Annotated in this window: 18 protein-coding genes; 4 read left to right on the top strand and 14 right to left on the bottom strand. The window is 58.8% G+C overall.

Going from position 1 to position 21,278, the window contains the following annotated elements; genetic code table 11:
• Positions 1–30: 30 nt before the first annotated feature.
• From FBY02_RS12960 to FBY02_RS12950, 3 genes are read left to right on the top strand one after another with little or no spacing between them, the layout of a single operon-like run.
• The gene (locus FBY02_RS12960; protein WP_144928115.1) at positions 31–1,206 is read left to right on the top strand and encodes an FAD-binding oxidoreductase; all 1,176 of its coding nucleotides are present in this window, start codon (positions 31–33) and stop codon (positions 1,204–1,206) included.
• Positions 1,203–2,015 (top strand): aldo/keto reductase, encoded by an 813-nt coding sequence (locus FBY02_RS12955; protein ID WP_144928112.1) that lies wholly within the window; start codon positions 1,203–1,205, stop codon positions 2,013–2,015. Before FBY02_RS12960 ends, FBY02_RS12955 begins: the two co-directional genes overlap by 4 nt.
• A gap of 33 nt (positions 2,016–2,048) precedes the next feature.
• The gene (locus tag FBY02_RS12950; RefSeq protein WP_144928109.1) at positions 2,049–3,014 is read left to right on the top strand and encodes a metal ABC transporter ATPase; all 966 of its coding nucleotides are present in this window, start codon (positions 2,049–2,051) and stop codon (positions 3,012–3,014) included.
• 2 nt (positions 3,015–3,016) lie between these two features.
• Here FBY02_RS12950 and FBY02_RS12945 read toward each other — a convergent pair whose 3' ends face one another.
• The 6 genes from FBY02_RS12945 to msbA all read right to left on the bottom strand — a co-directional run bounded on the left by FBY02_RS12945 (position 3,017) and on the right by msbA (position 9,883).
• Positions 3,017–3,823, bottom strand: a complete 807-nt coding sequence (locus FBY02_RS12945; RefSeq protein WP_144928175.1) for a hypothetical protein — start codon at positions 3,821–3,823, stop codon at positions 3,017–3,019.
• Positions 3,824–3,898: 75 nt separating this feature from the next.
• Positions 3,899–4,600: a hypothetical protein gene (locus tag FBY02_RS12940; RefSeq protein ID WP_144928106.1), complete on the bottom strand. Its 702-nt coding sequence runs from the start codon at positions 4,598–4,600 to the stop codon at positions 3,899–3,901.
• A 5-nt stretch (positions 4,601–4,605) separates the two neighbouring features.
• Complete coding sequence (locus FBY02_RS12935) at positions 4,606–5,580, bottom strand: glycosyltransferase (RefSeq protein WP_144928103.1); 975 nt, start codon at positions 5,578–5,580, stop codon at positions 4,606–4,608.
• A gap of 100 nt (positions 5,581–5,680) precedes the next feature.
• The gene (gene hldE, locus FBY02_RS12930; protein ID WP_144928100.1) at positions 5,681–7,102 is read right to left on the bottom strand and encodes a bifunctional D-glycero-beta-D-manno-heptose-7-phosphate kinase/D-glycero-beta-D-manno-heptose 1-phosphate adenylyltransferase HldE; all 1,422 of its coding nucleotides are present in this window, start codon (positions 7,100–7,102) and stop codon (positions 5,681–5,683) included.
• A gap of 144 nt (positions 7,103–7,246) precedes the next feature.
• A complete protein-coding gene (gene cysC, locus FBY02_RS12920) occupies positions 7,247–7,855 on the bottom strand; it encodes an adenylyl-sulfate kinase (protein WP_144928094.1) in 609 nt (202 codons plus the stop codon).
• 225 nt (positions 7,856–8,080) lie between these two features.
• The gene (gene msbA, locus FBY02_RS12915) at positions 8,081–9,883 is read right to left on the bottom strand and encodes a lipid A export permease/ATP-binding protein MsbA (RefSeq protein ID WP_144928091.1); all 1,803 of its coding nucleotides are present in this window, start codon (positions 9,881–9,883) and stop codon (positions 8,081–8,083) included.
• Positions 9,884–10,038: 155 nt separating this feature from the next.
• Between msbA and FBY02_RS12910 the strand changes: the two genes are divergently transcribed.
• Complete coding sequence (locus FBY02_RS12910; RefSeq protein ID WP_144928173.1) at positions 10,039–11,895, top strand: O-antigen ligase family protein; 1,857 nt, start codon at positions 10,039–10,041, stop codon at positions 11,893–11,895.
• A 64-nt stretch (positions 11,896–11,959) separates the two neighbouring features.
• Here FBY02_RS12910 and FBY02_RS12905 read toward each other — a convergent pair whose 3' ends face one another.
• The 8 genes from FBY02_RS12905 to FBY02_RS12870 form a co-directional block, all read right to left on the bottom strand.
• Positions 11,960–12,844, bottom strand: coding sequence for a glycosyltransferase (locus FBY02_RS12905; protein ID WP_144928088.1), 885 nt, complete (start codon positions 12,842–12,844; stop codon positions 11,960–11,962).
• On the bottom strand, positions 12,841–13,995 hold the full coding sequence (locus FBY02_RS12900) for a glycosyltransferase (protein WP_144928085.1): 1,155 nt from the start codon (positions 13,993–13,995) through the stop codon (positions 12,841–12,843). The genes FBY02_RS12905 and FBY02_RS12900 overlap by 4 nt, the downstream gene beginning before the upstream one ends.
• Entirely contained in the window at positions 13,992–14,876 is an 885-nt protein-coding gene (locus tag FBY02_RS12895) for a DUF6625 family protein (protein WP_144928171.1), read from the bottom strand. The genes FBY02_RS12900 and FBY02_RS12895 overlap by 4 nt, the downstream gene beginning before the upstream one ends.
• Positions 14,877–14,921: 45 nt before the next feature.
• Positions 14,922–16,367 (bottom strand): PIG-L deacetylase family protein, encoded by a 1,446-nt coding sequence (locus FBY02_RS12890; RefSeq protein WP_144928082.1) that lies wholly within the window; start codon positions 16,365–16,367, stop codon positions 14,922–14,924.
• Positions 16,364–17,260, bottom strand: a complete 897-nt coding sequence (locus FBY02_RS12885) for an antimicrobial resistance protein Mig-14 (RefSeq protein ID WP_144928079.1) — start codon at positions 17,258–17,260, stop codon at positions 16,364–16,366. Before FBY02_RS12885 ends, FBY02_RS12890 begins: the two co-directional genes overlap by 4 nt.
• A complete protein-coding gene (locus tag FBY02_RS12880) occupies positions 17,260–18,390 on the bottom strand; it encodes a glycosyltransferase (RefSeq protein ID WP_144928076.1) in 1,131 nt (376 codons plus the stop codon). Before FBY02_RS12880 ends, FBY02_RS12885 begins: the two co-directional genes overlap by 1 nt.
• Positions 18,374–20,131: a carbamoyltransferase gene (locus FBY02_RS12875; RefSeq protein ID WP_144928074.1), complete on the bottom strand. Its 1,758-nt coding sequence runs from the start codon at positions 20,129–20,131 to the stop codon at positions 18,374–18,376. The genes FBY02_RS12880 and FBY02_RS12875 overlap by 17 nt, the downstream gene beginning before the upstream one ends.
• 246 nt (positions 20,132–20,377) lie before the next feature.
• Positions 20,378–21,250, bottom strand: a complete 873-nt coding sequence (locus FBY02_RS12870; protein ID WP_144928071.1) for a DUF3800 domain-containing protein — start codon at positions 21,248–21,250, stop codon at positions 20,378–20,380.
• Positions 21,251–21,278 lie beyond the last annotated feature (28 nt).

Below are 21,278 nucleotides of genomic sequence, written 5' to 3'. Positions count from 1 at the left end.
TTGCAGCTTCATTTCCTCCGAGGTCGCTGCATGCCATCCGTTATTTCCACCGACGTGCTGATTGTCGGCGCCGGAGTCGCCGGCCTCTGGCTGAATGCGCGCCTGCGTCGCCAGGGCTATTCGACCGTGCTGGTGGAAAGTGCCAGCCTCGGCGGTGGGCAGAGCGTCAAGTCCCAGGGCATCATCCATGGCGGTGCCAAATATGCGCTGCATGGTGCCCTGACCGGTGCCTCGGAAGCCATTGCCGACATGCCGCGCCGTTGGCGCGAAGCGCTCGCTGGCAACGGTGAGCTGGACCTGTCCGGTGTGCGCCTGCTGTCCGAAGCCCATTACCTGTGGTCTCCCGGCACCCTGGCCGGCAATCTCACCAGTTTTTTCGCCAGCAAGGCCGTGCGCGGACGGGTCGATCAGGTCAAGGGCGACCAACTGCCACCGGCCCTGCAGGACAAGCGTTTCAAAGGCAAGGTCTATCGCCTGGCCGAACTGGTGGTGGATGTCCCCAGCCTGATCGCACGCCTGGCGGAACTGGCCGGCGACAGCCTGCTCGCCGGCCAGCACATCGAGCCGCTGCGCGAAGCCGGCGAACTGGTGGGCCTGAAGGTTGATGGTCGCGAGATCCGCGCCCAGCGCATTGTCCTCAGTGCCGGGGCCGGCACCGCCGAGCTACTCGCAACCCTGGGCCTGGACCAGCCGGCGATGCAGCGCCGTCCGCTGCACATGGTGCTGGTCAAGGGACCGAGTCTCAAGCCGCTATATGCCCATTGCCTGGGAGGCGGGCCGAAACCGCGTATCACCGTCACCACTCACCCGGCCGCCGATGGTCAATGGGTCTGGTACCTGGGCGGCGACATTGCCGAAGCCGAGGGCGTAGCCCGCGAACCCGCCGCGCAGATCGCCGCCGCGCAAAAGGAACTCGGGCAGTTGCTGCCCTGGGTCGACCTGACCACCGCGCAATGGGCCACCCTGCGGGTCGATCGCGCCGAACCGCTGCAATCGGGCCTGAGCCGTCCGGACAACGCTTTCCTTGCCGAGCAGAACCGCCTCCTGGTGGGCTGGCCGACCAAGCTGGCCCTGGCCCCGGACTATTCCGACCGGGTGATTGCCGCATTGCAACAAGGCGGTATCACGCCCAGCCATCCGGCCCCTTTGCCGGACCTGCCGAAACCGCCCATGGGCGTACCCGCCTGGGAGCAACTGCTGCCATGAGCCAACCGACCCTGCACGATTTCTATCGTCCCCTGGGCAACCTCGGCCCGAAGGTTTCGCCCCTGGGCCTGGGCACCGTCAAGCTCGGGCGCGACCAGGGGGTCAAGTACCCCAACGGTTTCCGGATTCCCGATGACGACGAAGCGCGCATGCTGCTCAAGCTGGCCCGTGACCTGGGTATCAACCTCATCGACACCGCGCCGGCCTATGGCCGTAGCGAGGAACGCCTCGGCCCGCTGTTGCGCGGTCAACGCGGGGACTGGGTGATTGTCAGCAAGGTAGGCGAAGAATTCAGCGACGGGCAGTCGCGCCACGATTTCAGTGCCGCCCACACTCGCCTCTCGGTGGAGCGCAGCCTCAAGCGCCTGGAGACCGACTATATCGACCTGGTACTGGTGCACTCCGACGGCAATGACCTGGCGATACTCAACGACAGCGAGGTCTACCCGACCCTGGCGGCGCTCAAGCGCGAAGGCAAGATCGGTGGCTTCGGCTTCTCCGGCAAGACCGTCGAGGGTGGCCTGAAGGCCCTCGAACAGGGCGACTGCGCCATGGTTACCTACAATCTGAACGAACGAAGCGAAACCGCTGTCATTGACTACGCTACCGAGCACGGCAAAGCCATCCTGGTGAAGAAAGCCCTTGCCAGCGGTCACGCCTGCCTGAGTCCCGGGGTTGATCCGGTCCAGGCCAGCTTCGAACTGTTGTTTGAGCACCCGGGGATCGCCAGTGCTATTGTCGGCACCATCAATCCGCTGCACCTCGCCCATAACGTCGCGACCGTAGCCAAGGTCCTACGTAAAAACTGACGCCGCTTCACGCGTTTTTTAGCAGGAGCCGATATGCCGCGCACGCTCATCAGGAAGAACCCAAGCAACTTCAAGACCCTGCCGCTGTTCGTCGAAGCAACGCCCGAAGGCCTGACTTACCAGAGCGTCGGGATGCCGCTGAACTTTGCCCAGACCTTGCAGCGCCGCCGCCCCGTGACGGTGGCCGATGCCGAACGTTTTTCGCTGGAGCTGGCGAACCTGGGGGTCTCGGTGCGCCTGACCCTGCAGTGGCAAAACCGCGACTATTGGGTGTTGGTGCGCCAGCGTCGGCAGGATCGCGGCGACGTAGTGCTCAAGCTGATTTCCGGTTACGTCCCGGCCCATGAACTGAACCTGCCATTACTTACCGCAATCAGTGAAATTGCCGAAGAATGCCTGCTGGAAACCCCTGAAGGCTGGCTCGGCGGACGATTCAACGACACCTGGCTGCCAGCGCCCTATGCCACAGCCTTGCACTATCGCGAGGCATTGCCATTTCGGCTGACACCGCTGTCCGGCTCGGCCCGTCCGGTGCGCAGCGCCAACCTGCAGTTGATTGAGCGGCCACGGGCCTACGTGCATCTGCCGACGGCGTCGCTGCAGTTGATCTACGATTTGCGCCTGGAAGTGCCCAAGGAAGCCAAGTCCCTGAGCCTGTTTCACGTCGATGAGCGCCTGGAGGGCGACCAGTTGGTGGCGCGCCTGGACCGCAAGCGTCCCGATCTCTACCTGATGCCGCTGCACGAGGGCCAACCGACTGGAGAACTGTATACGCTCAAACGTGACCAGCTCGTCCCGGCCAGCACACGCGGCCTGCACTTGGCAGAAAGCTTTGCTACCCAGGAGGGATGGGTGGTTCGCGAAGAGCGCATTCGCTGGAAGGATTGGATCGCGAACCAAGGACTTGCAACAACCTCCCCTCGCCGACCAAGCCTGACCAAGCTCCGCACAAAAGCCATGGGCCTGATGCGCATGGTCCGCGGTACGCTACAAAAATGACATCAAGTCAGACGCCGCTTATCAATGTAAGTGCGACATTGAGCAAACAAATGAAAAAAACGATTCTCACGTTTCCCCATCCCGCGCTTGGATGAAAACGATTCCTCGGCAAAGGCGCCATTGATTCGCACCCGTGAAGCGGTAGTAGGCAGCGTACATACCCTGACTCGAGCCTGCTGTAACGCATATTTGAGCAACCGCTCGGAATGCAGTTTTCTACCTGTCGCCTTGCAGAAGTCAAAAATGCGCTCGATACGCTTGCCATAGGCCACGTAGGCATCACGCCCACAGATCGCAAAACGATCGTTCAACCCGCCCCACCATTGCCAATCCGGGATGTAGGCATTCGATCGGCGCTCGTTGGCATGCCCGAACACGTAAGTTGGAAGTACAGTGTGGTAGAAATTATCGGGACGTACGAACACGACAAAATCCGGATCGAACGGTTCGATCATTTCCGTCACGTTGTACAAGGAGTTGAGCTGATAAATCAGATTCCTGAGCGAAGCGTACTCGTCTGCCCAGGTGTCGCCCAAGGCCTTGACCCGTTCGAAGTCCCAACGCTCCAGAACGCCCTCGGTGGAATGGAGCTGGCCGGTCATCGTGCTGAACGGCGCGTAATTGTCGGTACTCAGCTTACCCCGCTCGCCAGAACGCGAGTTATGCACTTCATCGATTTTGTACAGGTGGTAGAAGCACTGCACTTCGCTTCCCGCGGGGATCTGCCCCAGGACGTTCTCCCGGATGGAGGGAAAGCAAATCTCCGAGTTTCTCGGGATACCAAAAAATGCTACCGCAACTTTCAACACGCGTTCTGCCCTGTCGTAAGAATAGAACTTGCCCAATAGTGCCCCAATGGGCCTTGCAACCTGACCCGATGCTACTCAACGGCGACGAAACCAACCTTGCCACCAACGCCTGTGCTGCAACGGCACGACGGCCACATCGGCTTCGAGGAGCCATTGCCGCTCATATTCCCAGGCATGCCCGCTCCAGAACTTTCCCGCTTCGTTGGAAAACCCCAGGGTCATCAATCGGTAGGTATAGCCCGAATGCCCACGAAGCCAATCGAACACCACCAACGCATTGAAACCGGTAGACGGACCGACATAGCGCTTACCGTCCACCCTGTCGACGGGGTAGTTCCACAAAGGTGGCAGCGGAATGCGCTCCTGATAAAACGCGACGCCTGGCAGTGGAGACATGGCTCCGGTGCACCCCACCAGCATCGTGAAGCAACGCGCTCCGGGTAGCTCGAACAATCGCTGCACCTGGAGTTTGTAGGGCAAGCCGAAAAAATACGCGTCAGGCGCATTGAAGCCGTGTACGAATACATTGACGCTCTGCGGAGTGAGAAACGCCGCCTTCATGCAAGTGTTGAATGACACGACCACATCATCGCTGCCGATATCGAGCGCCCGGAAGTCGGCTTCGGTGATTGCCGGATTATTCGCTACTAGCACCACCCGAGAAGCTTTGGCCAGGCAATCCTTCAATGCCTGGGGCAACGCCCCCAAAACCGATTGATGGCCGCCCGGCAATTCGTCGAGCGACATTTCGTCACGCGTGCGAACGGTTTGATCCATGGTCTCTACCCCGGTACGTTCATGCCGTAACGCAACTTGACCCACCAGCGGACAAGCGCCGAAGGTGATTGCCAAGTCCGCATTTCACGCTGAATCTCGGCCGCCAAGGTCTGCCCTACCCGGGCAAAAGAATATTGGCTTTCGGCAAAGGCCTGGCCGTTATGGGCAATTCGCGTCGCCAGTTCTAGATCCCGCTGCAGCAGTTCCAGCTTTTGCACCGCCTCTTCCTCTGAACGGTAGAAAACGACATTCTCCATGTCCCTGAAGCCGAGTAATTCATCCTCCTCGCCTTGGCTCCAGGCCAATAACACGCAACCGCACGCCATGGCTTCGAAGTTCTTGATCATGAACTCCCCCATGCCCAGGTCAGCACTGACGAATATCTTGATTCGATTAAGCGTTTCCAGATACTCGCTACCTGAATTCGTTCGAGCTACCAGCATCCCGGTCCGCCGGGCCAGGGACTCAAGCAGTGCCTTGCGTTGAGCGTATTCGGTACTCTTGAGACTGCCGAGGAAACCAATGGGAATGTCACGCTCCTTGCCGGTATTACGCAACATCCGCTCGTCATAACCCTTGGAAACGAACACGGCATCGATGTCCTCGGCTTGCATCCGACGAGCCAGCAAAGCCCCCGACACCAGGGCTCGGCAACTCGGCAGGCGGCGGTACAGACGCGAGTAAACGCCCTTGTATTTACTCTCGTTCATGTAGTTCTGATAAGCGTCGTGCTCAAGGAAGATCAACCCGGGCACGCACTTCAATACCTTCAGTTGCCGAACCAAGCGCTTTACCCGGAAAAAAATCACAACCCGGTCGAAGTTCTCGTGATTGACCGAGGCCAGGAATCGGCCAAGGTTCATCTGCTGCTGCTTATTCAGGCGATAGATGATGCAGTCGTCGCAGTTCTCTTGCACGACTTCATAGAGGCGATCAAGGATCACTCGCTGTTCATCCATCACCAGCAGCATGACTTTCATAAATTAATCAACCAGAGGGCGAAAAAGCCTGAATTCATGGGAAGATCCATCATCCCAAACAAAGTTGTTCTGCCGGAGCTTATCGGCGTGTAGCAGTCCGTCAACGATTACGGATCTTTTCGACAATTGCCGTCGTCGAACTGTTCTCCACAAGGCCCAACACCTTCACGGTGCCGCCATAGGCCGCGACGATATCGGCGCCCACGACCTGGTCAATTCCATAATCACCGCCCTTGACCAGCACATCCGGCTTGACCTGGCGCAACAGATTCTCCGGCGTGCCTTCACTGAAGCTGATCACCCAATCCACCGCGCCAAGACCGGCCAGGACCGCCATGCGCCGATCAACGCTGTTGATCGGGCGCCCCGGACCTTTGAGACGGCTCACCGAAGCATCGTCATTGACCGCGACGATCAGGCGATCACCCTGGGCACGAGCCTGCTCCAGGTACGTCACGTGGCCCGCGTGCAGGATGTCGAAACAGCCATTGGTGAAAACGATTCTTTCGTTGTGGGCACGGGCGTCATCGACGGCCAGCAGCAATTGCTCCAGCCCTAGCACGCCGCGCTCGGAGCCTTCCTCGCGCTGGATGGCGCGACGCAGTTCCGGGGCACTGATGGCCGCCGTACCGAGCTTGCCGACGACGATGCCCGCCGCCAGGTTCGCCAGAGCCACCGCATGGGGCAGGTCCTCACCGGCGGCAATCGCCGCGGCCAGGGTGGAAATCACGGTATCGCCGGCACCCGTCACGTCGAACACTTCACGGGCGCGGGCCGGCAAATGCAACGCCGGGTGACCGGGACGCAGCAACGTCATGCCATGCTCGCCACGGGTCACCAGCAAGGCACCGAGGTCGAGGTCGTGCATCAACTGGGCGCCTTTGCTCACCAGCTCATGTTCGTCGACGCACCCACCAACGATGGTTTCGAACTCGCTGAGGTTCGGCGTGATCAGGCTCGCACCCCGGTAAATGGAAAAATCCTTGCCCTTAGGGTCGGCCACTACCGGAATACCACGGGCACGGGCGGCCTGGATCAGCGACTGGTTGTTTTTCAACGCGCCCTTGCCGTAGTCAGACAGCACCAGGACCTTGACACCCTCAAGCAATTGATCGACCTCGGTGCCAAGGGCCAGGGGATCGGTGGCGAAAGGCTCTTCGAAGTCGATGCGCAACAGTTGCTGGTGACGACTCATGACCCGCAGCTTGACGATGGTCGGCTGATGCGCGATGCGCTGGAAGATCGCCCGCACCCCGGCCCCCTTGAGGCTGTTGCTAAGGGTGTCGGCGGCCTCATCGTCGCCGGTCACGCCCACCAGGGAGGCCGGTGCGCCAAGGGCAGCAATGTTCAACGCGACGTTGGCGGCGCCGCCAGGGCGATCCTCGATGTGCTCGACCTTGACCACCGGCACCGGCGCCTCAGGAGAGATCCGCGAGGTACCGCCATGCCAATAGCGGTCGAGCATGACATCGCCAACGACCAGTACAGGGGCTTGATCGAATCGCGGCATGGACAACTTCATGGAGCATCCCACATACAAAATGAACAGGGGCGCGATATTAGCACAGGGTTTGCAAAGGCTCGTTCATAGCTGTTTGCCACCATCTTCGACGGCAAACTATTCCCTCCTTATGCTCATGGCGACACGATGCCCGCCCCCCCCCTATCAGCTTTCCAGCAATGCCAATAACCGCTTGCAGGCTTCAGCCAGCTCGACCTCGCAAGTATTGATCTGACCGTCCGGCGCAAGGGGCGCTTCGTAGGGGCTGTCAAGACCGGTGAAATTCTTGATCCGGCCCGCGCGTGCTTCCCGGTACAATCCTTTGGGGTCGCGTTGGGCGCAGGCTTCAAAAGGGGTGCTTACATAAATTTCGAGAAAAGCCCCCTTGGCAAATAATTGCCGCGCAGCCTCTCGGTCAGCTCGAAACGGGGAGATTACCGCCACGATGACGATCAGACCGGCATCGACCATCAACCGTGCGACCTCGCCGATACGACGGATATTTTCCTTGCGCGACTCGGCGTCCATACCCAGATCTCGACACAATCCTTGGCGCAGGTTGTCGCCATCGAGCAGGGCCGTGTGCAGCCCCCGCTGATTGAGCTGCACTTCCAGGGCATTGGCCAGCGTCGACTTGCCCGCCCCCGACAAACCGGTCAGCCAGATGCAACGTGGACGCTGGGCCTTGATAGCCGCTCGGTCCTGGGGCGTGACCACTGGCGCACCGGGTTGAATCTGAGCCTGGTGCTGCGACACCGTTGAGGTTTCATTCATAACCGAGCATCTCGTAGCCACATTGGTACACCCACCGCACCCGTCGACGGGCTCCGCACCGGCATGCTTCCATACCGACACCAAAATTCGCATCAAGCAAGATTGCAACCCTCCCTGATTCTCGCCCTCTGGTCATCAAGATGCAGAGGCTCCTCACAGGCGACTCGTGCGTTGCAAATACCTGTGGAGGCCGAACGCTCCCGGCCCCACAGGCTCTGCCGCAACTCAGGCAATATCCTGCTCCGGAGCGTCCAGCCCCATGGCGTTCAGGCGCGCGTAATAACCGTTCTGGGCCAGAAGCTCACTGTGGGTACCGCGCTCTACGATGCACCCCTGGTCCATGACCAGGATCAGATCGGCTTTTTCGATGGTCGATAAGCGGTGGGCAATAACCAGGGTCGTACGGCCTTGCATCACCTGATCCAGCGCGGCCTGGATATGCCGTTCTGACTCGGTATCCAGCGCCGAGGTTGCCTCGTCGAGAATCAACAAGGGCGCGTTTTTCAACAGGGCCCTGGCAATGGCCAGGCGCTGGCGCTGGCCGCCCGACAACAGCACCCCGTTCTCACCGACCTGGGTGTCCAGACCCTGGGGCAATTGCTTGATGAAGTCCATGGCATAGGCGTCCTGGGCCGCCTTCTCGACATCAGCTCTCGGCGCACCGGCCAGATCGCCATAAGCGATGTTATTGGCTACCGTGTCACTGAACAACGTCACGTGCTGAGTCACTTGCGCGATATGACGGCGTAGATTCAAAAGCTTGTACTGCTCGATTTCGACACCATCGAGCAAAATCTCGCCGTCATCATGATGATAAAAACGGGGGATCAGATTTGCCAGGGTGGACTTCCCGCTACCCGACCGACCGACAAGGGCAACCATCTGGCCAGGTTCGACCGAAAAGCTGATGTCGTTCAGCACCTGCCTTTCAGTATCCGGATAGGTGAAACTCAGGTGACGGACGTCCAACCGTCCACTGACAACGTCACGCTCGATCGTACCCGTGTCTACTTCCGGTTTCACATCCAACTGCTCGAAGATACTTTCTGCCCCGGCCACTCCTTTCTGGATGGTGGAGCTGACTTCGGACAACTGGCGGATAGGCTTGGGCAACAGGCCGGCCAACGTAATATAGGCCACCATGTCACCCGCCGAAGCATCACCACGCAGGAACAGGACAAGGAACATCAATACGGCCATCGCGGTGTAGATCACCAACTGCAACAACGGTGTGTAAATGGCCCCGGTACGTGTCATCCGCAACTGCTTGTCGGTATTCCCCAGGCTGGCGTCAAGGAAGCGCTTCTGTTCATAGACTTCGCCGCCAAAACTGCGTACCACGCGATAACTCTGGATGGTCTCGGAGGCGACATGGGTCACATCCCCCATTGCAGCCTGGATTTTTTTGCTTTGCTTGCGAAATTTCTTGCTTGCCGTGCGGACCATAAGCGCGATAAGTGGCAAGATTGCCACCATTACCAGGGTCAGGCGCCAATTCATGAACAACAGGGAGGCGAACAGGAAGACCACGGTCATGCCTTCTCGAATAACGACCTTGATCGCATCCGTCGCCGCCCCCGTCACCATGGTTACGTTAAAGGTGATACGGGAAATCAGGTGACCTGAGTTATGTTTGTCGAAATAGCGGTTGGGCAGGGTCAGGAGATTATTGAACAACTGCACCCGCAGATCGTGGACCAACCCCAGCGAAACCTTGGCCAGGAAATAATTGCCCAGATACGACCCCAATCCTTGCCAGGCGGCAATGACAATGATCAGCAACGGCACGGCTTGCAATAACTGCAGGTCGCGCAGGTAAGGCACCGTCGGAAACAGTACCGCGTTCGGATTGGATAGCCCGTCGACGAAATACTTGAGGATATAGCCAAGCATGGGCTGGGTAGACGCGAAAATCAGGAACCCGACGATACTCAACCCGAACAAGCCGATATAGGGCTTCACGTAGCTCAGCAGGCGGAAATAGATTTTCAAGCTCGAAGGGCTTGCTGGAAGACTGGAGTCGGCCATATCACGCGAATATCGATAAAAAGGTCGATGACTTTAACACAGCTTCCTCGGTGTTCTGGCAAACCTGTAAGGCTGTTATTGTTACGCCGCTCCAAAAAGCTGAAAAGCCATTCCCCAGGGAATGGTCCACCAACACCAGGAACGAATTCCCAAGCATGCTATCCAGGCCCTCCGTCACACCCAACAGGGTTTTTGACTTCATTTGTCAGTGGATTCTTCCGCTCGGCTTCTTGCTGCTGCTGTGTGGCTTGTTCTTCCTGCCAGGGCGCAGCCAGCACCATAAACTGTTTTACGCTCTGCTCAGCGTACCCACCTTGATCGCCCTGTGCCTGAGGCCGAGCGTGCTGAAGGAACTGATCCGCGAGCCGATTTTCATTGCTTTCGCACTGTTCGCCGGCTGGGCCCTGATCAGCGTCTCGTGGGTGCCCGAAGTCGAAAACTTCTCGCGCCAGGTCAAAATCGTTCTGCACACCTCGCTCTTGTTTGCCGGGGGCTATCTGCTGGTACGCTATCGCAGCGACCTTCTTCACCCATTGCTCTTCGGCGCCGCGGGCGTCGCCCTGCTCGCCTCGCTGTATAACTTGTTCATGTTTGCCCAGGCATACCAGCCGGAAATGCGCCTGATCGGCGCAGGGGCCTTCGATAATCCGTTGCTCAGCTCTCATCTGTTTGGATTCTTCTGTGTCTACTGGCTGAGCCTGAGCATGCTCTGGAAGAATCGCCAGATCCTCTGGTTGACGATACCCGCCGGTCTGGTCATGTTCGCGGCCGTCGTCGCCACCGGTTCAAGAACCCCGTTGGTGGCCTTGGTCGCCGCCGCCATCTGGGTTGGCATCCTGTGCTGGAACCGCCGCTCGATAGTCCTGTTCGGACTACTGATCGGTGGTGGAGTCGCTGTAGGCATCTTGTTCAGCGGGATGATACTTGCCCGTGGGAATTCATACCGCTTCGAGATCTGGCAGATCGTCCTGCAAGAAATTGCCCAACGTCCCTGGCTCGGGCACGGTTATGGTGCCGACCTCAGCGTTGATCCGGGCATAGGTTTCATGTTGGCGGAACCTCATAGCTTTGCCCTCGGCGTGTTGTACTACGTGGGAATCATCGGCTTTCTCCCGTGGCTGTTTTTCCAGCTCTGGGGATTGCTCAGTAGCTGGCGTTATCGTGTTCAACCCTTCCTGGTCATGGCTTCCACATGGTTGATATATGGCATAGGAGCGGGCCTGACGGAAGGCGGCGGCATCCTTTCCAGACCCAAGGAGCACTGGTTCCTGCTATGGATTCCACTGGCTCTGATCGCCGCCTTGAGCATCAACTATCGAGCCAGGCGCCTTCTGAATCTGCCCGTGGAGAAATTGTCCCCACAAGCCTTGGAAACCATCTCATCGCAGGCCCAGGTCATCGAGTCGGACGGGCTCGGCCCAAAAGTCCTGCGCTTGTCCGGGGGGGACTTCCTCAAGCTGTTTCGAGCACGTCGCTGGTACACCTCAGGGGGCTTCAACCCATATTCCGAACGCTTCGCCGTCAACGGCCAACAACTGCAAAACCTGGGCATCCAGAGCCCGACGATACTCGCCCTGTACTATCTGGAGGATGGCAGCAGCGCGGTGCGCTATGCGCCCTTGCCAGGGATAACCTTGCGTCAGGCACTGCAAGACGCGGCTACAGATGCGCAACGCCACTCCCTGGTGCTGGGCTTTGGCAAGTTCATGGCGCAGCTACATGAGCGAGGCGTTTACTTCCGCTCCTTGCACCTGGGCAATGTGCTGGTTCTGGAAAACGGCGAATTCGGTCTGATCGATATAGCCGACCTGTACGTTTATCCGTCGTCCCTCAGGCTCGCACTTCGCCAGCGCAACCTGCGCCACATGCAACGCTACCCGGAAGATCACAAATGGCTTTTCGAGCAACACCTTGAAGCACTGCTTGATGGCTATGCCACGATTGCCTCGAAACCGGCAGTCGATGACCTGCAAAAACGCATTCTATCGCAGAGTAATCCAGCCCGGGCATGATGACCGACCTGCCGGGACCGTCGTTCAGCGTTGAAGCGGCGGTCCCGGTGTCCCTGGACGCGGCTCAGTGTTTTTCCAGCGGACAGAAAAACATGCGTCCCAGGCCTCGCCAGGTTTTTTTGTTCCATGCCTTGAAGGGAATCTGCGCAAGGAGTTCACGAGCGAACTGATGGTCACGGTTGGACGTTTTCAGGAACATGGAATTGAGAAATTTGTAACGCACCTGTTCGTAGAGCGGATGATCAGCGAACAAGGCGTAGGTACGCAGAATGCTATCGGTCATGAACCGATGATTCTTGTAGGAGTTGGTTGCGTGCTTGCGATAGCGCGCCATCAATACGCTCAGGCCATCAATGTAATACCCGGCCCGGGTCACCTTCAGCTCGATCAACAGATCTTCCAGGCGAATCTCCGGATCGAACCCTCCAACTTTCTCCAGCGCCTCGCGACGTATCATCAGCGTCGGTGCTGGCGGATAAGGTTTGCGCTCCATGAACATATCTTCGAAATCGAGCCGTCGAAAAGGTACGTCACGGTTCTGGCGGCTCTCGGGGTACAGGTTCCCTTCGGCATCGATCAGCTCGATATTGCCCGCACAAATGCCGACTTCAGGCTTGCCATCCATGTAGGCCACTTGAGTGGCGATCCGCTCGGGCAGCATGATGTCGTCGGAACCAAATGGCACAATCAGACTGCCGGTGGCACGGGCAATCGCTCCATTAAGCGTATTGGTCAATCCCTGGTTCTGCTGGACCCGGAAGTCGAAGCCATGGGCCGCCTGCAGACGCTGGATACGTTCAACGCTGTCATCGGTGGAGCCGTCATCGATGACCATCAATTCGATGTTCGGATAGGTCTGCCCCAGCACACTGAGAATGCATTCTTCAATGTAGCGACCATGGTTGTAGGACGCGATGATCACGGTGACGACAGGTTGCGCGGCACTCATGGCTGCTCCTTACAGGTTTCATTCAGGCCGGTCTCGATCAACTCAAGGTATTGCCGACGGAACACTTCAATATCGTGCTGCTCGACAAGATAGCGATAAGCTCGCTCGCCACAGGCCTGGAGTTCGGCATCCGACAGCCCCAGATAGGAATCGAGCGCGGTTATCAGGCTCGGCACATCGCCAGGCTTTACCGCCAAGCCTCCGGCACCTTGAATCAATGGCAACATTGCAGGCACATCCGAAGCGATCACCGGTAGATGTCCGCTCATTCCCTCCAGCAGCGCCAGGCCCAGGCCCTCGGCCAGGGAGGGCATGGTCCAGATATCGAAGGCCCTGACATATTGCAGGGCGTTTTCCTTGAAACCGAGCAGATGGGCGCGATCGGCCAGGCCCAATTGCTTTATCTGCGCGGCCAGACGGGACTCTTCACGCCCGGCACCGATGATTGCCAGTTGCGCCTCGGGGTATTTGTCCTTGAGTGCAGCAAAAGCCTGCAGCAAGTAGGTATGTCCCTTGACCGGCACCAATCGCCCCAAGGCGCCAACCAGTCTCACCGATGGGCCGATACCCAGCATCTCGCGAGCGCGCTCGCGCGAATGCTGCAAGGCTTCCGCCTGCTGGATATCGATGGCATTGGTGATGGCGCAAGTGTTGGACTCGGTGAACCCACAATGACAATCCAGGAGATACTGCTTGACGGCCGGCGATACGCCGACGAACCGCCAATGCCGGTCCACCTGTCGCTGTGTCTGGCGGCGGCGATAGAAGCGATCATACTCTCCGAACCCGTGGGCAATGCCGATACACAACGGGATTTTCAACCATCGATTGAGCAGCAACATCATGTTGACGGGCTTGAAGCGGTTGCACACCACGACATCGAATTTTTCCGCGCGGCAGAATTGGTACAACCGCCACATCGCACGAAGGCGTACTCCCTTGAGCGACCTGTCCGAAAACTCGAAGTAAACCGATCGATCAGCCCGACTGACCGCCTCGCCAGGCCCTGGGCGACCGCGCAGAAAAGCCGCCGTTACCTCGTAGCGCTCACGCGGCAAGGCCTTGACGATCTGCTCAGCCAGATCGGCGAAATCATGCTGCTTGACGTTGTAGTCCGGCTGCAGCTGCAGCACTTTCAAACGCGGGCTCATAGTGCTCCTTGATGGAAACCTGTCGCGTCGATCATCCAGGCAGACTCTGTCGCCAGACTTCGTACCCAAACAGGATCTGGCTCGGCCAATGCCGACCATTCGTTACGCTTCCAGCAGACGAAATGAAAATAGGGGAACGCACGGTCCTCATCCCGATCATTGGTCAGGCGACCATTGCGCCAGAACCAACGAAGGGGAAAATCCTCAGTGCCGTCGTGCCATTTTATGCACCCGCCCGGCGTGCTGAAGGCCTCGGTGAACTCACTGCGTCGACGCCACGGATTGAACTTGCCAACCAAGGAAAACAGCGGTTCGGGAAAGTTTTTTCTCCACATGAAAATACGGCTGAATGCCCCTTCGTCCAAGGCATGATGTTGATCATCCATAAAGCGATGTCGCCAATTCTTAATCAGCTTGAACGCTTCCCGCATGCTCGCAACGTTGCGTATCAGGCACAGATGCCCCGCAACGCGGCGCTCATGGGTTGAAAACAAGTCATGGGCAGCCAGGCGCTCGGCAGTAAAGTATTGCCGAAGATCACCGTACACCAGGTCGATGTCACCAAAGCCCCAGAAATCGTAACCTTCGAGGCGATCCACATGGATATGGCCAAGGGCAGGCTTGATATCACACAGCTTATAGGCCTGCGTTGGCCTGAACTCGATATGTAGCCGCTCGGAAACCAACTGACAGTACGCCTCGAATGTGATGATCTCGACAGTCACATTCGAAGGGAGATCCTGCGGCACGCCACAATCACTGAATAACAGCCAGTCAATATCGGGGTTACGCCGGCAACTTTCCAGAAATAAAGGCATCCAGAAAGGCCAACGCCCGAAATACGGAATGATAAAAAGAATACTCGGGCAAGAATTGATCACAACAAGCTCACATTCATCGGGCGAGGACACTGGAGTCCACTTGAGTCATTTCGGTTTTATATGTACTTCAGAACGCTTCAAAAGCCAGAAAAGCTCGTGGCACCTGACCGCTTTACGAAAGAATTCATTCTCGCCATACACGGCGCCCTTGCGCCCCGCCAACAGCCGCTGGATGCCACGGCGCAGGCGTCGCTTGAAGGGCGCTCGCGGCTGCAGATCATGCATCATGCCCAACGCCATGGCCTTGTCGCGCTGGCCGACCAGCGGCAAAGGCAGGCTTACAGGATGCATCGGCCGGTCCGGGTCGAAACACGGTGGCAACGCAATGCCCGTACCGGCATCGCCCATGGGCCAGCGGTCGTTATCGTGCAGGTGATTGGCGTAGCCCAGCAATGTGCCGGGTTGCCACTGCAGGCCTTCAAGGGCTTGCAGGACGGCATGATGGGCGCAGAGATGGTCAGGGTGCGGATCCAGGGTCGGATGCGGCAACACGATGACTTCAGGACGCGCCATCAGCAGCAGAGCGCGCAAGTCGGCCACTAGGTTGTTCCAGGTCGGCGCGCCGTCGACATCACCGGGCAGGGCAAAAGGATTTAACCGGCGGAACGGCCGTGTATCGCTCAGGTCTGCCTCACGAGACCCCTGAGGCTGGGTGGGCGCGGCTTGCATGGCCGCCAACTGGAGGCAGAAGTACCCCAATTGCACGCATTGGCCTTGCGCCACCCCAGCCCAGCGCGGTACGGCGATGCTGTCCCAAGCCCGCAGACGGCCCTTGAGCCGCGCCGCCTCGACGCGATCCAGCCCCATCTGCTGATAATGTTCAGCTTCGATTTCGCCGGCGGTCAGTGTCACGATCCACGCTTCCTCGGCCTGGCTGTACAACCCATAAGCCGCCAGTTCTGCATCGTCGGCATGGGGAGCGATGACCATCACGCGTTGTTGTTGCACCTGCGGCGAGCTGAAGGACCAGAGCGTCGGCTCGCCCAGCAAACGGCAGAAGCGCCCGCGCAGCCGCAGCTCGCCCCGCGACAGCGTCGCCCCCTGTTCGCTGAGGTTCAGGTAGCGCAGACCGTTGACGCCGCGCTCGAAGGTTTGTCGATCCGGGCAGTCTCCGCCCAATAGCTCGACGAACGGGTCGATGAAACGCCCCAACCATCGGCTCTTGACCTGCAACGCGAGAACCAGCGTCGCGCCATCATCCAGAATTACCCCTTCATCCAGCCGCAGCCGACCGGCATCCAGATGCACCTTCGGTTGCAGGGTGAAAGGCGGGAAGCTGTACTGATAGTCGTCCTTGGGCGAGTAGAACAGATGATCTGCGAACCAGGCTTCGTGGGCGACCCAACCCAATACCGAGAGGACCAGCGGCAACCACCAGGCTACCAGCACGCCGAACAGGACCAGCACCATCAGGGCGAGCAACAACCCTACCCGCTTGTTGCGACGATGGCGCTTGAGCAATTGCTGTTTGCGGCTGACGGGAGGATTCATACGGTAAACACCGGTACAGGGTTGCACCAACGATCCTTGTACTCCCGGTCCGCACGGCCGAAGGAAAAACGCAACGGCTTGCCGGCGGCACGGGCATGCTCCCAGGCGCTTTGGGTGTTGAGGAAACTCAGCACGCTGCCGGGGCTGAATTCGCGGGTTTGCGGGTCCACGCCGCCATTGATGTATTCGACGCTGATCCACTCCGGCGCTTCGACCCGATACACCAGTTGAATGGCGATGGGCGCATCGTTGAGAAAAATCACCGAACCGATCAGCAGTTCGCGCAGCAGCTCGATCACCTCGCCCATGCGCTCGGCGCCGGTCGCCGCAAATCCCCAACGGCGCAGGAACAGGTCGCAGTAGATCGACGCCAGCTCTGCGCTGGAAAACTCATGGACCGGCCGTACCTGCCCACCGGCCTCCTCCAGCAAACGCAACTCGCGACGCTGGTTATAGCGAAACTTCTTGGACAGTTCTTCCGGTGTACGCGCCATGGCCAGCTGTTCCTGCTGCATCTTCAGGCCGCTGAAACGCCCTTCATTAAGCCCCGAAAGGTAACGTCCGCGATGGCGCAACGGCGCCTGGGTATCGGGCGCTGCCGGCAGGATCAGCTCGGCATTGCCCAGGTCGAACAGGCCTTTCTTGCCGCTGCGCTTGAGCACGTCCTTGGACAGCGCCAGATCCCGACCCCAGGTCGCAATTGCGGCGGTCAACTCCCCCTGGTGTTCATATGCCAGATAACGCACGGGAATGCCGGCCAGGGCCGCCAGGCGTTCGACCACCAGGGGATGGGTCGCCACACTGCCACCAAAACGCTGCCAGGCCTGGGCATAAACCGGGGCCTCTATAGCCGTCCAGCCGCGCTCGCGCCAGCCTTGGAATCGATTGAGCATCAGGCCCTCGGTGCCAGTTCGGTGACTTGGGGCAAACGCCAGAATGCCTCGCGTACCGCACGATCCGAAAAGCGTTCACGCAAGCGGTCAAGCATCAGCTCGGCGCATTGACGACGCTGCAGATCGTCCATGACCGCCAGGTGTTGCAGCCCCTGGGCCAGGTGTTCGGCGTCGCCCAAGGGAAACAGAATACCCACGCCTTCGACCACTTCCTTCGCCCCGCCACAGGCCGTGGCCAGCAATGGCACGCCGGCGACCATGGCTTCGAGCAACACCATACCGAACGGCTCGTGATCGGAACTCAAGGCGAACACGTCGAAGGCCCGAAAGTAACGGCGCGCCTCAGGCACCTGGCCAAGGAACAGCACGCGGTCTGCGATTCCCAGTTCCAGCGCCAGCTCCCGCAGGTCCTGTTCCAGGCGCCCCTTGCCGAGAATTGCCAGCTGACTGTGACCGGGCAGATACGCCAGTGCCGCGGCAAAACCTCGCAACAATGTGGCTTGGTCCTTGTCCGGATGCAGACGGCCGACGTTGCCGACGATCCAGGCGTTTGCTTCCAGCCCCATGGCATTCCGCGCCTCGTCCCGGGACACCAGGCCAGCCTGCGCGGCCTCCAGGTCGATGCGGTTGTAGAGAGTCTGGATCCGGCCCGCGGGCCATTTCGGCAGGCAGCGGCGCATGTCGTCACGCACCGCATCAGAGACCCCTAGCAAGCTCAGGCGCTTGCGGAAAACATGAGCGAACAGCCGGCGAGTAGGCCGCTGGTAGTCACCAAAGGCATGGTGCACGCCAATCACCGGCAGCCCGGTACCGAGCAAGGCGATATAGATAGGTTTGAAACGGTGGGCAATGCAGAAACTGAAATTACGCGAAGCGGCGATCTTGCGCAGATCACCAATGGCGCCCAGCTTCAGGCCTCTCACGGCACTGGAGCTGTACTCCATGAACAACACCTCATCCGAGGCGCAACCAGCAGCAACCTCGGCATCGGCCGCCCCGGTGAGGAACACCGTGGTCACGCGATAGCCGGTGCCCGCGAACAGGCTGGCGTATTGACGGGCACAGTCGAGGAACGGCCCGTCATAACCGTGGCAGAACTGCAGCACATGTCGCTCAGCCGAGCGTGTCATAAGCGTCCACGCCGTCTTTGACCACCAGAATGTCTTCCATGATCAGGTATTGCAGATCGGAGCCATAGAACATGTTCAGCGCGTCGGTCGGCGAGCAGATCATCGGTTCGCCGCGGCGGTTGAGCGAGGTATTCAGGGACACGCCGTTGCCCGTCAGGACTTCGAGGGCCTTCATCATGTCGTAGTAGCGCGGATTGTATTCGCGCTTGAGCACCTGGGCCCGGGAAGTACCGTCTTCATGGACGACTTCCGGCACGCGGGTTTTCCACTCTTCGGCCACTTCGAACGTGAAGGTCATGAAGGGTGCGGGATGATCGACCTTGATCATCTGCGGCGCGACGGTGTCGAGCATCGACGGGCAGAAAGGCCTCCAGCGCTCGCGGAACTTGATCTGTTCGTTGATGCGATCCGCCACGCCGCTGGCGCTCGGACAGCCGATGATCGAGCGACCGCCCAAGGCGCGCGGGCCAAACTCCATGCGCCCCTGGAACCAGGCCACCGGGTTACCGTCGACCATGATCCTGGCAATGCGCTCGGGAGTGTTGTCGATCTTGCGCCACGCCGGTTTGCTCGGATGACGGGCACAGGCGGCGATCACGTCTTCGTTGCTGTAGGCCGGGCCGAGGTAGACGTGTTCCATCTTCTCCACGGGCACGCCACGGGCATGGGACACATAGGCGGCCGCGCCCACCGCGGTACCGGCGTCGCCGGAAGCCGGCTGCACGAACAGCTCCTTGACGTCGTCACGGGCGATGATCTTCTGGTTCAGCTTGACGTTCAACGCGCAACCGCCGGCGAAAGCCAGCTTGCCGGTTTCCTTGAGCACGTCGCCCAGGTAGTGGTCGATCATTTGCAGCGCAAGCTTCTCGAACAGCGCCTGCATACTGGCCGCATAATGGATGTACGGCTCGTCGGCGATATCGCCTTCACGCTTGGGGCCGAGCCATTCGATCAGCTTCGGCGAGAAGTAGAAGCCCTTGCCCTTCTCTTTATAGCGGCGCAGGCCGATCACGTTGGCGTATTCGGTGTTGATCACCAACTGACCGTTTTCGAACGAGGCCAGGCGAGAGAAGTCGTACTTGCTGGCATCGCCGTAGGGCGCCATGCCCATGACCTTGAATTCGCCGTCGAGCATTTCAAAGCCGAGAAATTCGGTGATCGCCCCGTACAAGCCGCCCAGGGAGTCCGGGTCGTAGAATTCCTTGATCTTGTGGATCTTGCCGTTTTCGCCGTAGCCGAAGAAAGTCGTGGCGTACTCGCCTTTGCCATCGATACCCAGGATCGCGGTTTTTTCCTGGAAACCCGAGCAGTGATACGCACTGGAAGCGTGGGCCAGGTGGTGCTCGACCGGCTCGATTTTGATCTTTTTAGGATCGAAGCCCAGTTGTTCCAGGCACCAGACGATCTTGCGGCGATAGCGCTTGTAACGACGGTTGCCCATCAGGATCGCGTCGAGGGCACGGTCCGGGGCGTACCAGTAGCGTTTGGCGTAGTGCCAGCGAGCCTCACCGAACAGGCTGATCGGTGCGAACGGGATCGCCACCACATCGACGTCGGACGGCTTGATGCCGGCCTGTTCCAGACAGAACTTCGCCGACTCGTAGGGCATGCGGTTCTTTGCATGTTTATCGCGTACGAAGCGCTCTTCCTCGGCCGCCGCGATCAGCTTGCCGTCTATGTACAGCGCTGCGGAAGGATCATGGCTAAGGGCGCCGGACAGGCCAAGAATCGTCAATGCCACAGGGTCTAGCCTCTTATGTCTGTGTACGGGCGACAAGCGCCGCGAAAAATTGATGTGCCGCTCGCCGGGGCGCGGGGCAGAAAGGGCGGGATTATAGCTTAAAAGCGGTCTTAAGCCTCTAGCGACAAGCGGCAAGCTTGTGGCGAGTTATCGACTACCATGTCCATTGACAGCTGATGGCTACCAACATAGACTTCGCGCAAATGGACTGGGGGATCCCGGTCGGCGTCTAAGCCTCGGTGAGTTTCACCGGGGCTTTTCGCTTTCTGGAAGCGGGAATATTTTCAATCCCCAGTTTTCAAAACCTTCTCCGGCTTTGTCACGCCCGCCGCTGCAATAGAATTTGCGCTTGAGCACATCAAAAGCCCGGTTTTCCTGACCGGCACGCAAGACACTCATACCAATAGGTCTCGCAACGAGATCTGCTAGCTGCAAGCCAGTAGAGTTAACCTGCTTAGTCGCAAAGACAACATCAAACGGAAGTTGAATCCCCATACGATTAGCACCGTCACACATCCGGCGGAACTCCAGTTCAAGTTCGTTATCTTCTTTTTTCCCTCTTCGTTCGACGATCACATGAGTCAACGCATCGTGCTGGGCCTTCTCCTTCAGAAACTCGTAAAGCGTTTCCAGACAGAAACCCAAAGCGACGTGGTACGGATTATCCGCACCGCCTTGCCTCTCACGCAGCCTCGTCTTATCTATAACGCAACTGATTAGAATAAAATTGCTCGCCTCAATGATGCTGGTCAGCTCATCAAGAAAGGCGTGTTTGTGCTGCCTGGATACAAACAGACTGGTAAAAGCGCCTTTCTCCTTACGGATTTCCAGCGCATGCAGCCCGATTAGATCATGCCCCATATGATTGAACTTGAACTTCTGCAATGCAGGGATGACCTTCTCACAGTAGTGGCGCTTATGAAAAACGCAAAAAGCCAGTACAAACATGGGATAGTTGGGATCCAGCGTCTGCATTCCATGATCGCCACTCTCATCCACGTACACGATGAAATCGCTAAATTTCCCGCCCGGGATGGCAGGTTTATCCTCGCTGCTGGGCTTTTCAGCCTCAATCTCAAAAAGTGAAAATTGCTGAGCAGGCACTGAATGATCTGGCATGGGCCACGACTCCCTCTCGAGGCGTACT

Origin of the sequence: Pseudomonas sp. SJZ078, from assembly GCF_007828255.1 — a bacterium.
GTDB lineage: Bacteria > Pseudomonadota > Gammaproteobacteria > Pseudomonadales > Pseudomonadaceae > Aquipseudomonas.
Note: the sequence above shows the minus strand (reverse complement) of the source record. Positions and strands in the feature narration are given on the sequence as shown.

Bases quoted from the DNA above. Each gene is read 5' to 3' on its own strand.
- FBY02_RS12890 (WP_144928082.1), bottom strand. From the start codon at position 16,367: ATGAATCCTCCCGTCAGCCGCAAACAGCAATTGCTCAAGCGCCATCGT.
- FBY02_RS12900 (WP_144928085.1), bottom strand. From the start codon at position 13,995: ATGAGCCCGCGTTTGAAAGTGCTGCAGCTGCAGCCGGACTACAACGTC.
- FBY02_RS12940 (WP_144928106.1), bottom strand. From the start codon at position 4,600: ATGGATCAAACCGTTCGCACGCGTGACGAAATGTCGCTCGACGAATTG.
- hldE (WP_144928100.1), bottom strand. From the start codon at position 7,102: ATGAAGTTGTCCATGCCGCGATTCGATCAAGCCCCTGTACTGGTCGTT.
- FBY02_RS12935 (WP_144928103.1), bottom strand. From the start codon at position 5,580: ATGAAAGTCATGCTGCTGGTGATGGATGAACAGCGAGTGATCCTTGAT.
- FBY02_RS12960 (WP_144928115.1), top strand. From the start codon at position 31: ATGCCATCCGTTATTTCCACCGACGTGCTGATTGTCGGCGCCGGAGTC.
- FBY02_RS12885 (WP_144928079.1), bottom strand. From the start codon at position 17,260: ATGCTCAATCGATTCCAAGGCTGGCGCGAGCGCGGCTGGACGGCTATA.
- FBY02_RS12905 (WP_144928088.1), bottom strand. From the start codon at position 12,844: ATGAGTGCCGCGCAACCTGTCGTCACCGTGATCATCGCGTCCTACAAC.
- FBY02_RS12880 (WP_144928076.1), bottom strand. From the start codon at position 18,390: ATGACACGCTCGGCTGAGCGACATGTGCTGCAGTTCTGCCACGGTTAT.
- FBY02_RS12950 (WP_144928109.1), top strand. From the start codon at position 2,049: ATGCCGCGCACGCTCATCAGGAAGAACCCAAGCAACTTCAAGACCCTG.
- msbA (WP_144928091.1), bottom strand. From the start codon at position 9,883: ATGGCCGACTCCAGTCTTCCAGCAAGCCCTTCGAGCTTGAAAATCTAT.
- FBY02_RS12870 (WP_144928071.1), bottom strand. From the start codon at position 21,250: ATGCCAGATCATTCAGTGCCTGCTCAGCAATTTTCACTTTTTGAGATT.
- cysC (WP_144928094.1), bottom strand. From the start codon at position 7,855: ATGAATGAAACCTCAACGGTGTCGCAGCACCAGGCTCAGATTCAACCC.
- FBY02_RS12955 (WP_144928112.1), top strand. From the start codon at position 1,203: ATGAGCCAACCGACCCTGCACGATTTCTATCGTCCCCTGGGCAACCTC.
- FBY02_RS12910 (WP_144928173.1), top strand. From the start codon at position 10,039: ATGCTATCCAGGCCCTCCGTCACACCCAACAGGGTTTTTGACTTCATT.